The organism is Ensifer sp. CCNWLY38 (assembly GCF_037120565.1).
Taxonomy (GTDB): Bacteria; Pseudomonadota; Alphaproteobacteria; order Rhizobiales; family Rhizobiaceae; genus Ensifer; species Ensifer adhaerens_H.
In genome coordinates this window covers 1-12417 of the sequence record NZ_JBBBBO010000017.1, presented here as the reverse complement: position 1 = coordinate 12417, position 12417 = coordinate 1, and the positions used below count along the sequence as shown (strand labels likewise).

Below are 12417 nucleotides of genomic sequence, written 5' to 3'. Positions count from 1 at the left end.
AGAGCAGCCGGATGGGAGGGAACAATCGCTTGGCAAGGCCGTTCGACGCTGAACTGACACCAGTAGCGGAGGGCCGATCATGGTGGATCCGGTCCGGCAGACGAGCACATTTGACAAAGATGGCGGCGATGGAAAGCATGGGCGGCGCTCATCAGCGCCTTTGCCCGAACAAGGCGGCGGCAGTGTCTCACGCAAGTTTGGCGCGGGCCTGATATCCGGCGCTGCCGATGACGACCCAAGCGGGATAGCCACCTACAGTCAGGTCGGCGCGCAATTTGGCTTTTCCCTCGGATGGACCGTGCTGTTCTGTTACCCGTTCATGGTTGGGGTGCAGGGCTTGAGCGCCAGGATTGGTGCCGTCACCGGTCAAGGTCTCGCGCGCAACCTGCGACGGCACTACCCCGCGTCATTGGCGCGCGTGGCCACGTTGATGTTGTTGGTCGCGAACGTCATCAATATCGGCGCCGATCTCGCAGCCATGGGCGCCGCCCTACGTCTGCTCGCCGGTGGGCCACAGCTCGTCTATGCCGGGGTGTTTGGCATCGTCTGCGTGTTGCTCGAGATTTTCGTGCGGTACAGACGCTATGCGACATTTCTGAAGTGGCTGACGCTTTCACTCTTTGCCTATGTCGCGGTCGTCTTCGTCGTCGATGTTCCCTGGATGGAGGCGGCGCGTGGAGTTTTCATTCCTTCGTTCACCGTCGGCGGCGAGCAAGCCATGGCCTTGGTCGCGGTGCTGGGAACGACGATCAGCCCCTATCTGCTCTTCTGGCAGGCGGGCCAGGAAGTGGAAGAACTCGGACGACGGCATCACCAGAGATTGGGCGCCAACCCGCAGGCCGCCAAGCCGGAGCTCGTGCGCATTGAGATCGACACGATTGTCGGCATGGCCTTGTCCGGCACCGTCGCCCTGTCGATCATGATCGCGACCGCCGCAACACTGCACGCCAACGGGACCACCCACATCGAGACATCCGCGCAAGCGGCAGAAGCTCTGAAACCGATCGCCGGCAATGTCGCCTTTGTGCTCTTTGCCGCTGGCATTATTGGAACGGGCATGTTGGCGGTTCCCGTGCTTGCGGGGTCGGCCGCCTACGCCGTTGCCGAACTGTTTCAATGGCCCGAAGGGTTGGATCGCGCACCGCGCAGGGCAAAGGCTTTCTATGGCACGATCGCGCTGGCAACACTCGGTAGCGTTGCCGTTTTTCTCGTCGGGGTAGACCCGTTCCTGCTGCTCTATTGGAGCGCGATCATAAACGGCATGCTCGCAGGTCCCCTCATCGCCATGATGACGATGATGGCCGCCAATCGCCGCATCATGGGCCAGCTCAAGGCGCCCTGGTGGATGTTGACGCTCGGCGGCGCGACTGCCTTGGTGATGCTGGCTGCAACGGCCGGAATGTTCTTGCTCTAGGAAGGCCGCCGAGGTGCGCGGCGAAGCGACGACGGTTCCGCTATTTCCCTTCGGTTTCATCCGCGGCGCTCGTAGCGCGGGGGCGGAACATAAAGGCCTACCGCGCATTGTTGAAAGAACAACTTAGCTATTCCGAAAGGCAGTTTTCCGATGCCTTCCACCCTCAAGAAGGAAGCGCAAACGCAGCCGCTGGAAACTCAAGTCGTTGATCTCATTCCGGCGTTGCGAGCGTTTGCACGCACATTTGTCACCTCCAACTTCGAGGCGGACGATCTCCTGCAGGAAACGCTTTACCGCGCGCTGCGCGGTATCGATGGTTTCGAGCCCGGGACAAATTTGAAGTCGTGGCTCTTCACCATCATGCACAATGCGTTCCGCACACAGTACAAGTTGCGCCGGCGCGAAGCGCCAGGCGTCATCAATTGCGCCGAGTTGCCGATACCCATGGCGCCGCCGCAGGAGTGGTGCGTGCTGAATTGCGAATTGCGCACTGCGCTGGAAACGCTGGCCCCCGTGCATCGGGAGGTCCTGGTCCTCGTCGCCGGCTATGGCCTGAGCTACAAGGAGGCGGCCGATATCTGCGACTGCGCCGTTGGAACCATCAAGAGCAGGCTCAGCCGAGCTCGTGACGAGCTCGCCTACCGCATGAACGGCGTGCCGGTTGAATGAACCGGCACATTCGGATCACTGCATGATAATCAAATAGAACGCACCGACGATCGCCAGACCGAAAAGAACGACGAAAGATCGTTTCGCGACACGAGTGGAATACTGGCTACGAAGTGCGCGGCGAGCGGCATCAACGCGGGCAAGCCGCGCCTCGCTCATCAGGCCTGCCGCAGCGTCTTCGTGGTCTGCCGTAGCGTGCTTATCGCTGACGACTTCCTCAAGCAGGTGCAGCCTGCGCCTGTATTCGGCGCCGCTTTTGCCTTGGCGTTCTATCTGGGCAAGATTGTCGCCGAGGTCCGCCCGCTTCACCTCAAGGGTAAGCCGGTTGGCGGCGGCACGGATCGTCAACGCATCCTTCGTTTCTCCGGGCCGCTGCGTCAGGCATTCGACTGCAGCAACGACCTCTGGCGAGAAGCCGGAATCCAGCAGCCTTTCAGCTGTCCATCCCGGCGACTTTTCCAGGACATCGTGCAGGAAGGCAACGGTCTTGGCCTTGTCACCCTGAACGGCATCGGCAACGCGTTGACAATGCCGTATGTAGGGTTCGCCTGCCTTGTCGCGCTGACCGGCGTGGGCGTGAACGGCGACTTCTCGCGCCCAAGCATGCTCCTCGGGCGCGGAGAGCAGGACTGGGGAGCGCCATAGTGAGCGCCGGTCGCGGGTGTCAGCCATCGTTATGGCCTTTGGTTGTGAGCGCCGCCTGGAGCAGTCACGCCTTTGAGGCCTATGCCCGCGAGCGCAGGATCGCGACGCGCCGCATCAGCCAGCGAAACGATGCCGACGAGGCGCTTGTTGCGATCGACGACCGGCAAGCGGCGCACCTGCTCGTCTCCCATGTTGCGGGCGACCTCGGAAACGTCTTCGTCGTCAAAGCAGTATTTGACGTCGGCAGTCATGATCTCGCCGACACGGGTCTTGTCGTCGCGACCATCCGCGACACAACGTACGACGATATCGCGGTCGGTGATCATGCCGACCAAGCGATCGTTATCGCGGACCGGCAGGAAGCCGATGTCGTTATCGGCCATCTCCCGTGCAACCGTTGAGATCGTGTCGTCCGGGCTGGCAACGTGAACGTCTCTTGTCATGATTTCGGAAATTCGCATGGACGTTTTCCTTTCTCGTTCAAGATTCATCGGCTCCGCGACCGGCCTTCCCGTGCGGAGCCGTCGACGGCGCAACAAGTGTTCCGGTATCGTCGTCGGCTTCTTGCGTGGGATGGGGGCGCTCACGTTCAGCCAGTTCGCGGCTTGCCTGTTCCCAGTGGCGCTGGTCTTGACCCTCGGGCCGCCCCTCGCTTTCCCAGATCGCGTACGCACGCCGGCGAATGAGTTCCTCCCTGTCGTCCATAACGCTGACCCTCCTCAAGTGTTGCGCTCTGCAAACTCTGAAAACCTGGATTTGTTCCGTTTCCGCCTCGGCGGATCGCCGCGCCGACAAGGGTTCTGCGACAATGCTCGGATACCCTCGAAAGCTCCGCCCGCAACGATCCTCGAAACTTCTCGGAACCATGTGGGAAAACGCCGGTTCTTCATGGAAACGAGGAAAAGCGAAATGAGCCCGAGCCCATATAGACCCGTCGAGCAACCGCCCCCGGTACCGGAGCCGAACCGGACACCGCGCCCGATCGAGGAACCAGAACCCGAAGATCTGCCGGATGAAAAGCGAACGCCGAACCCGGACGAAGTCCGTGAACCGCCCATTTATACCCACCCCATCATTCGGGTAAGCGGGTAATGGTCGCTCAGTTCGGCCCGTATGGGCCTTCGCTGTAAATGATCGCCATCAACTCATGTAGCCACGTATCGAGCGGCTGTGCCCTCTCTCTCGTGGCAGCCAAGGCAATGGCACGTTCGAGCGTGCGCTCGACGAGAAGATCCGCCGCCTTGACGCTTGCCATCAGCACCCTGGCCCGGAGGCGCAGACCAGGAATGAGATCTGTAACGAGTTGACCGGACAGGCCACCGTAGATCGGGGCAAGGGTCGACACATTCAGGAGGTATTGCTCAAAAACGGCGCTCACCAGGTCTGAGGAGCCAGCGCACTTGCTAAGACGTGCCGCTGACCTGAACCTTTCCGGAACGCTCACATCATCGTAGCCGCTGAAGAAGATCAAGGGCACCGAACGACGCGCGAGTTCGTCTGCTACGGGAAAGACCAACTCTCCATTCAGGTTGATATCGAGGACAGCAACCTGAATATCGTCCGCCTTCGACAGGCTCCTCAAGGTTTCTTGCACCGTTGGTGTGGGGCCAATGATGGTCGCCCCGGCCCGCTCGAGCCATAGGGCGATGTCATTTGCGACATAGAACTCATCCTCCGCCACCAGCACCCGCAAATGCTGCAGGCCCGGCATCATTGTTCGTCCTCGATCTTTCTGTCCACCTCAGTTCTTCTGGCGCTGTGCGCGGTTGCGGCTCGCCGGGAATCGAGAGCCTTCTGCAGCCTGTTGGCGAGTATCAACAGCCGGTCCGGGACATCATCGACTTGTCCCACGTCCGGCGCGACCGCACGAAGAGCCGGATTGCCGATCAGCGAGCTGTCGTTTCCTTCATCTGTCTTCTTGCCCGAAGCCATCGCTTCTACCTTGGTCGTTCCCACAGTGTTCTGTCGGGCATGCTCGTCGCCAGTAGTGGCGAAACCGTGCGAAGGATACGCCCCCCGGGAGTGGAAGCCAAGCTTCGCGGCTGCGAGTATGACTGCAGGATTCGCTGGTGCGGAGCCCATGCCAGCCACTTCAGTGCCGCGTGTTGCTCTTTGGGACAAAGTTGGCGCGGCCCACTGCTGCTTCCACGGGCGTGCGCATGGCGGCGACATAGTCATCGGTCAACTCCAGCAAAGCGATCGCGATTTCGTCCCACGACCAACCGGCACGTTCGGCAAATTCCGTCAGGAGCCGAAATTGATCGCTCATTGCCAACTGACACTCGAAGCCACGCTCGGCACCGACGTCGACATTCGTTTCGATCGTTTTCACCATCGTTCCCGTTCCTCCTGTTCGACAAATAAACTCGGAGGACGGCCGCGAGTTCCGGCCAAGTTGATGGCACCGGCGAAAGTCCATCGAATCGGCCCCGGAGCTAAAGCGCGAAAAAGCGCGATATTTCCGTTGGATAGGCAACGGATGCTGAGCCGCTAATAGACATTTGTCACGGCACCCTTGCGACCGACCGAAGACGCTCGCCCACCCGCCCCGCTCCGCCCGACGCTGTTTGCGGCATTTCGGAACCATTCCCGTGCTCGTCGGTTAGTCCCCCGCAAGTTAGGAGGCTTGATCATGAAGAAAATCATCCTAGCAAGTGTATTCGCGGGCCTGTCCTTCGGCGGTATCGCCGTGGCGCAGACGACCGTCGTCGTGCCCGGTGAAGTCAAAACATACGTCCTTGAGCAGAGCAGCCCTTCCGTAGACTATCAGGGCGACCTGGTGGTCGGAACGCGCCTTCCCGACACCGTCGAGGTCTATACGATCCCGGATCAGCCTACCTATGGCTACGTCGTCCTTAACGACCGAAGAGTGCTCATCAATCCGCAGACCCGCGAAGTCATCGAGGTCCTACAGTGATTATCAACCAAGGGCATGAATAGCGGAAGGACCGTAAGATGCTTGGAACCGTACTGCTGATCATTCTGATCCTGCTGCTGGTCGGCGCATTTCCCGCATGGCCCCATTCTTCGAATTGGGGCTACGGGCCATCCGGTCTCGTGGGCGTTCTCGTCGTCGTCCTGGTGGTCCTCTTGTTGATGGGGCGGATCTGATTGGAGATAGGCCAGAGTGCATCACCGGCTGAGCCCGACCTTGTCTATGTTTCAGACAAGGAACCGGGCTACAGCCGGTCGCGCACGGCAAACGGCTTTTGTTATCGACGCCCGAACGGCGCGCCCCTGAAGAACCCCGGCATCATTGCACGCATCGAAGCGCTTGGATTGCCGCCAGCCTACGAGCGGGTCTGGATCTGCATGAACAAGAACGGTCACCTTCAGGCGACCGGCTATGATGCGCGCGGCCGGAAGCAATACCGCTATCACGATGCCTGGCAGAAATTGCGAAGCCGCGCCAAGTACGATCAACTTCCTGCCTTTGCCAAAGCGCTTCCGCGGATGCGGCGAACCGTCCGCAAACAGATGAATGGGCCGATTGACGACCCGACCACAATTCTTGCGGTACTGACAGCCTTGCTCGATCAAGCGCCTTTTCGGATCGGGAATTCCAGCTACGTGGAACAGAACGGCAGCTACGGCGCCGTTACGCTTCTCAAGCGACATCTCAGGATTCGCGACGGGTACATCGAGCTGAACTTCAAGGGCAAGGGCGGGCAGCGGATCCGAAGGCGCCTGCGCAATCCCCGGCTACAGCGGATTCTGGAGGAGATTGCCGAGCTTCCCGGGCGGCAGCTCTTCGTGTCAGTGGGACCCGACGGCAAGGCTAAACCTATCGAGTCCGGCCGTTTCAATCGTTATCTTGCCGATATTTCCGGTACCCCGATCTCGGCCAAGACGTTCAGAACCTGGGCGGGAAGCGTTGCTGCCTTTGCTGTCGCGCGACAAGCCCTGCAGGAGGGCCAGCACCCGACAGTCAAGCAAATGTGCGAGGCGGCGGCGGAAGTCCTCCACAACACGCCTGCCGTTTGCCGCAAGAGCTATGTCCATCCGGCCGTTCTCGCTCTTTCAAAACCAGGCGAAACAATCCCGCGTGCAAGCCGCAACGTGAAGCCGGCCAGCGGCCTTCGAACCGATGAAGCCCAGTTTGCTCGCTTTCTGAGACGGCGCGGGCCGAAGAAGTCGCAATAGAGGCAACGACGCCGTGTATGAGCGCCGCCCCGTTGGCGCGCGCCCTCAAGACTGCCACTGGGTTAGGCGGGTCGCAGGAACTTTCCCGCCATCGACTGGTTTCAACGGGTACGCGGACATTTCCCGCATGACCGGTGGCCCAATACGAGGAGGACGCGACCATGTACAGCAACCAGATGCCCGAGATGAGCGAATGCATCGACGATTGCCTAGTCTGCCATCGTGAATGCCTGGACACTGCCATGCAACGGTGCATCGAACTCGGGGGGACGCATGTGGAACCGCGGCATCTTCGGCTCATTCTTTCGTGCTCCGAGCTATGTCAGGCGGCCGCGCGATTGATGATGATCGGTACTGAGCACCACCGGCAAATCTGTCGAGTTTGCGCCGAGGTCTGCAAAGAGTGCGAGGAGGACTGTGCACGTCTCGGCGACATGGAAAGTTGCGTCGAAGCGTGCCGGCGCTGCGCCGAAAGCTGTCGCAAAATGGCCGCTTAAGAGAGGCCGATGTACGCCGCATCTCGGAGAGCACAATGCGCGCGGCTCACTGCTGGGGTGTTCAGGTTCGGGCAGGCATTTTGCCCCTCGCGTACTTTCTGGGCATAACGCAGCGACCGAATGCCGCCTCGCCGGAACAAAGCCGCGGGCGCTGATTGGAGAGGCACGTGTGAGCCGCGAGTGATCAATTCCGATTGATCGCTGCTTGCAACAGCCCTTGTTGCCGAAGGTACTCGCCTCTCATCCACGGAGGTGGAAAATGCCCAGCTTGTTGCGTTTTCTCTTTTGGCACCTGTCGACCGGTTTCCTGCTGGGCGCAATGACCGCTCTGGTGATCGTTGCCGAGAACCCCCAGGCGCTTGGCTACAACGGCTCAATCGAACCCGTCGCCCTGCTCATGCAGATCTTCGCCTTCGGCGCTTCGTTCGCCATGGGCAGTCTCGGCACGGCGCTGATGGGAAAGATCGACTGACCAACGTCGACCGACCGCCTCTCGCCCACCGCCCTCACGATGCGACGGCGTCGAATCGTTTCTCCCGTCGCGCTCGAAGGTTTCTACAGGGAACAAAAGGCCGTTTGGAGCACTTGGTTATGCAGTGCCCCACGGGTCGGCGTGGGCTGCGAAGCGAACACACCAACGTCACACGGCATCAGGAGATCTGAGATGGCACAGCATCAGACCGCTTCCTATGGGAGCAAACCGTCTGCACCTGCAAAACGAGGACGCGCGAAGATCATCAATCCGTCGGAAGCCGTCTATTACGGGCACTATGACCTCGCGGAATTCATTGCCAAATACGGTTTGACGCCCTTGGTTGCGCGCGAGATTTTCGGTCGTGTCGGACCAGCGCGCAGTGATCTCGACAAATACATGAACGAACGTCGCCAGCACCGGGCAGGATGACTGCGCGAACCGCGGAGCCGCTATGCCCCATCGGTCGGTCGTGGCTCCGCGGCGATCTGGTATGGCTCCAGGAAACGATCTGCCTGTCCCGCCAGCCGCCACCGGAGCACCCCGTCACCGCACACGACGTCCACAGTCGCGCAGAGTGCTTGCGCCACGCTCCGCCTCAGCACAACGGCTCCGAACCCGGACTGCGGAAAACTCGGACCTTTGCTTCCCGGTGCGACCCGCTCTTCCCAGGTGATCGAGAAGCCTCGGATCGGCCCCCGTTCGGCAAGCGCCCAGTGCACGGAGATCGCTCCGGTTCGATTTTTCAGGACACCACTGCGCAACGAATTCAACGCCAGCTCGTGGATCGCCATGCCGAGATTCTCGATCGCGACTGGTACCAACGCAAGGGACGGCCCTGCAATCTCATAGGTATCACCCGGATAGAAGGGCGCCATCTGTGTCTCGACGAGATCACCGAGATCGGCCCCCTTCCAGTCGGCCGACGCAATCAAATCGTGAGAGGCCGCCAATGCCCAGATGCGCTCTTCGAGACGTTTTTGGAAAGTGGCGGCATTGGATGCCTCGCTACGGCTCTGCCTGATCATTGCAAGGATGATCGCGTACTGGTTCCGAACCCGGTGGTTGACCTCACGCAGAAGAAGGCGAATGCGCCGTTCCTTTTCTTTGGTCGACGTAATGTCGCGGGCAACCACCGACGCACCCACGATCTTGCCCACGCCGTTTCGAATAGGCGAGACCGTCAGCGAAACGGTAACGTAGCTTCCAGCCTTGCGTTGGCGTACCGTCTCGAACGGCTCGATCCGCTCCCCGCGGCTCAGGCGGTTGAGCAGTCTCATCTCTTCTTCGTGAAGATGCGGCGGGATAATGGTGAGGATGGACTGCCCCATCATTTCGTCTGCCATGTAGCCGAAGAGCCGCTCCGCGGCCCCGTTCCAAGTACGGACAGTGCCGTCCAGATCCTTGCTGACGATGGCATCGACAGACGATTCCACAATCGCAGCGAAACGCGCCCGAAGGACATCGTCGGCGACTGCGTCCTCATCGAATAGGCGTGACGACATCGGTTCTGCTCGCTTCCGACCAGGCATTCATTTGCGGATTCGTGCTACCTGACCCAACTAGTACGTCCGACCTCCCAAAATGTTCCGCTCCACTGCAGCCCAATCCATTATGCTTTCCCAATGTTCCTGAAACTTCGGACCGGCGAACGGCCTCGCGAGAACCAATTCGGCCCCCGCGAGTTGGGGTGGCGTCTGTAAATTGAGGAGGATCCTTGAATGGACTGGAATCGTATCGAAGGAAATTGGAAGCAGTTCAAAGGCAAGATCAAGGAGCAATGGGGCAAGCTCACCGACGACGATCTGGATCAGATCGCCGGCAACCGCGAGCAACTCGAAGGTCGAATTCAGGAGCTTTACGGGATCGAACGAGACCGGGTGCGTCGCGAAATTGATGACTGGTACGGTCGCCAAACCTGGTAGTTCGAGGTGTAGGCGATATGGCCGCCCGGGCACAGGCTAGTACCCGGCGCGGCCTTCCGCCGTTTGCTACCCGCCGACATAGGCCGGTTTGCGAGGCGCCACCCGGAGGGGCGATGTTCCTCGCAAGAAACTTCTCGTCCCGCCGTACCAAACACGGCAACCCGTCGTCACTGGCTTAATTCCATGAAGAGGTATAGATTGACCGGCCGGTCGTCGCCCCGGAGCCGACGACCGGGAATGACTGCATGGGAGGCCGAGCGATCGAAGCCTGTCTCCCTCAAGAAGGTCCGCGGGGCGAAGCCAATATCAGCGATACCCCCGCGTGAAAGTGAAAGCGTCAACTGGAAGATGGGCCGGGAACCGCGGCCGCCAGGGAGGTTTCAATGCAGTGGGCAGTCAATGATCTTAATGGCCAATGGAATGCAACCGAGCTTGAAATGCTCCAGCGCACATTCGACCGGGTCTGCCTGTGGCAGAACATCCCTGCGAACAGTCTGCGCGCGGGGCGCCTGGTTCGGTATCTGACAGATCAGCTTCGCGGCGGCATCTGCGACGAGGGTACCCTGTTTGAAAACGCCATGTTGCTGGAGCGATCGCGTTCGGAGGCGACGTCTTTTCCCCGACGCGGCGCGCCGATGCGTGTGCTCAACTAGCTCCGCCCGATTAGAAAGATAAATCCGCGAGACCTGCAAGGTCGACCCCTTGTGAGGGCAGAGCGTTTCCGCACCGGCCCTCGGGACGGTGCGGAAAGTGGCTGTGGCCGCGATCAACGGCGTGTCGGCTTTCGGGCTATGATCGCGGCCGGCTGCGGCATCTCGATGGGCGGGAACAAATCCGGCGTCCAGTTGATTGAATGGTCATGAAAAACATGACCCTGTCGGCAGCACTGTTGATGCTGTTTCCCGCCGCTATGGCTCTGGCCCAGCCGCTTCAGCCAGATGCGATCAACAACGCTTCGATCGCGCCCAGTTCGTTGGAGCCGAAGACTGGAGCCGCTGACGAACCCGACCCCGCCATCGTTCGGCTTCAAGTTCTCCTGGATCGCACGGGTGCATCGCCTGGCGTGATCGACGGCTACGACGGCGAGAACGTCCGCAAGGCGATTGCCGCCTTCGAAACCATGCAGGGTCTGCCTGCAGACGGCAAACTGGACCCGGATGTCATCGAAAGACTTTCGGATCAGACGCCGACGGTACAGCCCTATGTCATCTCCGAAGACGACACCAAGGGGCTCGTCGCCACTATACCCAAAGACTACTCCGAACAGGCGAAAATGGATCATCTCGGATATTCGAGCGTCGCCGAGAAGCTGGCCGAGCGCTTTCACATGGACATCGATCTCCTCAAGGCACTCAATGCGGCCTCGATGTTTTCGGTCGGCGATACCGTGTCCGTTATGGTCCCTGGAGCCCCAAGGCAGGGGACGGTCAAACGCATCGAAGTGCACCGACGCTCCGGCCAAGTCGTGGCCTTCGCAGGCGACGGGACGCTGATCGCCGCCTACCCAGCCACGATCGGCAGCCGGGAGACGCCCTCTCCTTCCGGCACGCATAAGGTCAAGGGGGTCGCTCGCATGCCTCCCTATGTCTACAATCCGAAGATCAACTTCCAGCAGGGCGACAACCGGAAGAAACTGACCTTGCCCGGCGGACCGAACAGCCCTGTCGGCAGCGTCTGGATCGACGTGTCGAAGCCGACCTACGGAATCCACGGCACACCGGAACCATCGATGATCGACAAGTCCGGATCGCACGGATGCGTTCGCTTGACGAACTGGGATGCGGAAGAATTGGCAGGGATGGTCAAACCTGGCGTCATCGTTGAGTTCGTAGACTGAGCCACGTCAACCCTGCGAAGGGCTGAAACGACGTCGCGAATGAAAGAGTGCAGCCGCGCAATCGAGCGGTCCGGCCGTGGTACTCCGTGAAAAGCCTGTATCGAGCAATCAGCGTATGCGCGTCTGAACGCGCACGATGTTCATCTGAAGCTCATGACTCGTCGCGTATCTGCCAAGCACCTTGATCAGGCGCTGCTCTTCGGTCTTGTGAACGCCGGTGCGCCGGCAATAATCGGCGACATCCCAGATATGTTTGGCCTGGGGGTTGTCGACTGTTCGGATATCCGCGTGTTTCATCATGCACCTCCCCTTGCGAGCGCATAACGTTGGCAGGCCGCGTTGGTTCCGCGCAAGCCGCTGAAAGCCAACGCGCGGACGGCAATTGTCGCCTTCAAGGGAACGTAGTTTCCGCCCGCTGGTTTGGGGCGCGAAATACCACCCAAAACAGGAGGCAGATGCGATGTTCAACAAACTTCTAATTGTAGCCGTCATGGCCGCTTCTTTCACCGGCGCCGCCATGGCCCAGGCCGATATGACCTGCGATGAGGCCGGCATGACAAAGCTGGAAACGGACGTGGGCTCCATCACCGACGCCACCAAGAAGGACATGGCAACGAAGGAACTGGCCATGGCCAAGGAAGCAATGGCGGCGAAAGATACGGCAAAATGCAAGACCCACATGGACAATGCCATGAAGGGCAAGGACGCCATGTGATTTCAGGTTGCGGCGGCTACTCACATGTTTCCTTTAATCGTAGCCGGTTAAAGGACAAAAACATGCAGCAATTCAAAGTGCTACAGCGACCTTTGCGCGT

Annotated in this window: 18 protein-coding genes and 1 pseudogene; 11 read left to right on the top strand and 8 right to left on the bottom strand. The window is 60.1% G+C overall.

Annotated features, from left to right (window positions below; genetic code table 11):
- Positions 1-79: 79 nt before the first annotated feature.
- Complete coding sequence (locus V7S54_RS29080) at positions 80-1414, top strand: NRAMP family divalent metal transporter (protein WP_442892623.1); 1335 nt, start codon at positions 80-82, stop codon at positions 1412-1414.
- 150 nt (positions 1415-1564) lie between these two features.
- A complete protein-coding gene (locus tag V7S54_RS29075; RefSeq protein WP_336409504.1) occupies positions 1565-2083 on the top strand; it encodes a sigma-70 family RNA polymerase sigma factor in 519 nt (172 codons plus the stop codon).
- Between the two features lie 15 nt (positions 2084-2098).
- Here V7S54_RS29075 and V7S54_RS29070 read toward each other — a convergent pair whose 3' ends face one another.
- The 6 genes and pseudogenes from V7S54_RS29070 to V7S54_RS29040 all read right to left on the bottom strand — a co-directional run bounded on the left by V7S54_RS29070 (position 2099) and on the right by V7S54_RS29040 (position 5063).
- Complete coding sequence (locus V7S54_RS29070) at positions 2099-2755, bottom strand: HD domain-containing protein (RefSeq protein WP_336409503.1); 657 nt, start codon at positions 2753-2755, stop codon at positions 2099-2101.
- A gap of 2 nt (positions 2756-2757) precedes the next feature.
- Positions 2758-3189 (bottom strand): CBS domain-containing protein, encoded by a 432-nt coding sequence (locus V7S54_RS29065; RefSeq protein WP_336409502.1) that lies wholly within the window; start codon positions 3187-3189, stop codon positions 2758-2760.
- Between the two features lie 135 nt (positions 3190-3324).
- Positions 3325-3433 (bottom strand): annotated as a pseudogene (locus V7S54_RS29060) (DUF2934 domain-containing protein); the annotation flags it as partial.
- A 394-nt stretch (positions 3434-3827) separates the two neighbouring features.
- On the bottom strand, positions 3828-4442 hold the full coding sequence (locus V7S54_RS29050; RefSeq protein WP_083203490.1) for a response regulator: 615 nt from the start codon (positions 4440-4442) through the stop codon (positions 3828-3830).
- Positions 4439-4660 (bottom strand): hypothetical protein, encoded by a 222-nt coding sequence (locus tag V7S54_RS29045; RefSeq protein ID WP_336409500.1) that lies wholly within the window; start codon positions 4658-4660, stop codon positions 4439-4441. The genes V7S54_RS29050 and V7S54_RS29045 overlap by 4 nt, the downstream gene beginning before the upstream one ends.
- A gap of 160 nt (positions 4661-4820) precedes the next feature.
- On the bottom strand, positions 4821-5063 hold the full coding sequence (locus V7S54_RS29040) for a hypothetical protein (protein WP_336409499.1): 243 nt from the start codon (positions 5061-5063) through the stop codon (positions 4821-4823).
- A gap of 297 nt (positions 5064-5360) precedes the next feature.
- Here V7S54_RS29040 and V7S54_RS29035 point away from each other — a divergent pair, with 297 nt between their 5' ends.
- The 5 genes from V7S54_RS29035 (at position 5361) to V7S54_RS29010 (ending at position 8272) form a co-directional block, all read left to right on the top strand.
- Entirely contained in the window at positions 5361-5645 is a 285-nt protein-coding gene (locus tag V7S54_RS29035; RefSeq protein WP_336409498.1) for a DUF1236 domain-containing protein, read from the top strand.
- Positions 5646-5683: 38 nt separating this feature from the next.
- Positions 5684-5839, top strand: a complete 156-nt coding sequence (locus tag V7S54_RS29030) for a DUF3309 family protein (protein WP_112947382.1) — start codon at positions 5684-5686, stop codon at positions 5837-5839.
- Positions 5840-6871: a DNA topoisomerase IB gene (locus V7S54_RS29025; protein WP_336409497.1), complete on the top strand. Its 1032-nt coding sequence runs from the start codon at positions 5840-5842 to the stop codon at positions 6869-6871.
- 756 nt (positions 6872-7627) lie between these two features.
- Positions 7628-7840 carry a hypothetical protein gene (locus V7S54_RS29015; protein ID WP_336409496.1) on the top strand — a complete coding sequence of 71 codons (213 nt, stop codon included), beginning with the start codon at positions 7628-7630 and terminating at the stop codon, positions 7838-7840.
- Between the two features lie 192 nt (positions 7841-8032).
- On the top strand, positions 8033-8272 hold the full coding sequence (locus V7S54_RS29010) for a hypothetical protein (RefSeq protein WP_336409495.1): 240 nt from the start codon (positions 8033-8035) through the stop codon (positions 8270-8272).
- Positions 8273-8292: 20 nt separating this feature from the next.
- On the opposite strand, the gene V7S54_RS29005 is transcribed toward V7S54_RS29010, so the two are convergent.
- The gene (locus tag V7S54_RS29005) at positions 8293-9372 is read right to left on the bottom strand and encodes a PAS domain S-box protein (protein ID WP_336409494.1); all 1080 of its coding nucleotides are present in this window, start codon (positions 9370-9372) and stop codon (positions 8293-8295) included.
- A gap of 189 nt (positions 9373-9561) precedes the next feature.
- Here V7S54_RS29005 and V7S54_RS29000 point away from each other — a divergent pair, with 189 nt between their 5' ends.
- From V7S54_RS29000 to V7S54_RS28990, 3 genes are all read left to right on the top strand, one after another.
- Positions 9562-9765, top strand: coding sequence for a CsbD family protein (locus V7S54_RS29000; protein WP_065372966.1), 204 nt, complete (start codon positions 9562-9564; stop codon positions 9763-9765).
- Positions 9766-10148: 383 nt separating this feature from the next.
- The gene (locus tag V7S54_RS28995; RefSeq protein WP_057249283.1) at positions 10149-10418 is read left to right on the top strand and encodes a hypothetical protein; all 270 of its coding nucleotides are present in this window, start codon (positions 10149-10151) and stop codon (positions 10416-10418) included.
- A 200-nt stretch (positions 10419-10618) separates the two neighbouring features.
- A complete protein-coding gene (locus V7S54_RS28990; protein ID WP_336409493.1) occupies positions 10619-11602 on the top strand; it encodes a L,D-transpeptidase family protein in 984 nt (327 codons plus the stop codon).
- Positions 11603-11710: 108 nt separating this feature from the next.
- Here the strand turns inward: V7S54_RS28990 and V7S54_RS28985 are convergent, their stop codons facing one another.
- Positions 11711-11899, bottom strand: a complete 189-nt coding sequence (locus tag V7S54_RS28985; protein WP_336409584.1) for a hypothetical protein — start codon at positions 11897-11899, stop codon at positions 11711-11713.
- 163 nt (positions 11900-12062) lie between these two features.
- Here V7S54_RS28985 and V7S54_RS28980 point away from each other — a divergent pair, with 163 nt between their 5' ends.
- Entirely contained in the window at positions 12063-12317 is a 255-nt protein-coding gene (locus tag V7S54_RS28980; RefSeq protein WP_336409492.1) for a hypothetical protein, read from the top strand.
- Positions 12318-12417: the final 100 nt, after the last annotated feature.